At 74.3% G+C, this 1,406-nt stretch carries 1 protein-coding gene; it reads right to left on the bottom strand.

All coding sequences use genetic code 11. The features are described 5' to 3' along the window. Positions 1–54: 54 nt before the first annotated feature. Entirely contained in the window at positions 55–1,368 is a 1,314-nt protein-coding gene (locus ACTIDRAF_RS31230; protein WP_083886681.1) for an aminotransferase-like domain-containing protein, read from the bottom strand. Between the last annotated feature and the right edge of the window lie 38 nt (positions 1,369–1,406).

The following is a 1,406-nucleotide window of genomic DNA, read 5'->3' as shown; positions in this document are numbered from 1 at the left end:
GGGAGCCGGCGGCGGCGTGAGCGGGCACCGCCGCCGGTCCGGGGGTTCGTCCGGTCAGCGCCCGCCGCCCGCGCGGGCGGCCTCGGCGTGCTCGGTGAGGAACGCGGCCAGGCGGTCCAGCCCGCCCTCGATCCGCTCGGGGGTCAGCAGGCTCACCGACAGCCGCAGGTGCGGCAACGGCCGGCCGTCGCCGTAGAAGTGGTGCATCGGCGTCCACAGCACGCGGTGTTCGCGGGCGGACCGCTCCAGCAGCGCGTCGTCCACCGGGAACGGCACCGTCACGACGATGAAGAAGCCCCCGCTGGGCCGGTTCCAGCTCACCCCCAGCTCCGCCGCGCCGGGCAGGCGGGCGGCGAGGCCGTCGAACACCGCGTCGCGGTTGCGGCGGTACACCTCGATCTCCCGGGCGTTGGCCTTCACGAGGCTGAGGCCGTGGTCGAGGAGCAGCCCGCCGATCACCGCCTGGGCGACCGGCGGGGTGTTGACGGTGACCATGCTCTTGAGCCTGGACAGCTGGTCGGCCAACGGGACGGTGCGCCCGCCGCCGACGTCGACCGGCTGGTCGGCGACGGCGTAGCCGATGCGGGCCCCGGGGAACCCGGTCTTGGCGTAGGAGCCCAGCGTGATCACCCGGTTCCCGCCGAGCGCCCGCAGGGTGGGTGGTCGTTGTTCGGTCGCGCCGAACAGGCGGTAGGGGTTGTCCTCCAGGACCAGCAGGTCCTCCTGTTCGGCGACCCGGATCAGCTCCCGCCGGGCAGTGAGGTCGAGGGAGGCCCCGGACGGGTTGGCGAAGTCGGGGACCACGTACAGGCCGCGCGGCCGCAGCCCCTCCCGGCGCGCCCGCCGGGCCACCGCCACCAGGTCGTCGAGGTCCAGCCCGGCCCCGCCGTCCCGCACCGGCAGCACCGGCATCTCCACCAACCTCGCCGCGCCGGTGATGCCCACGTACACCGGTGACACGGCCAGCAGCACGTCCCGGTGGTCGGCGCGCAGGGCCCGCAACGTGAGCAGCATCGCCTCCTGTGCCCCGACGGTGACCACCACCGCCTCGGGGTCGACGCGCACTCCCTCGTCCTCGGCGAGGTTGCGGGCGACCAGCTCGTGGATGACGCCCTTGGTTCGGCCGTACTGGAACAGCGTCCGGCGGGCGCCGGCCGCGTCCATCCCCCGGTCCTCGACGAGGTACCGGTGGAAGGTGCGCAGGTGGTGGTGCAGGTCGTCGACGTCGAAGAACTCCTCGTAGGGCCGGCCGGGGGCGAAGGACACGGCCTCCGGGTACCGGTTGGCGACCTCGTTGAGGAACTCCATGGCGGCCAGCACCGGGTCGGCCAGCGAACCGTGCAGGTCCGCCAGGCGCAGCGGTTCCATCAGCATCCCCTTCCGGGGCGGGCGCGGGGTGGTGGTGG

It is taken from the genome of Actinoalloteichus spitiensis RMV-1378 (genome assembly GCF_000239155.1).
Classification (GTDB): domain Bacteria; phylum Actinomycetota; class Actinomycetes; order Mycobacteriales; family Pseudonocardiaceae; genus Actinoalloteichus_B; species Actinoalloteichus_B spitiensis.
The sequence above is the reverse complement of the archived record's forward strand: the minus strand, read 5'-3'. Positions and strand labels throughout refer to the sequence as shown.

Coding starts and splice junctions, on each gene's coding strand:
- ACTIDRAF_RS31230 (WP_083886681.1), bottom strand. CDS start 1,368: ATGGAACCGCTGCGCCTGGCGGACCTGCACGGTTCGCTGGCCGACCCG.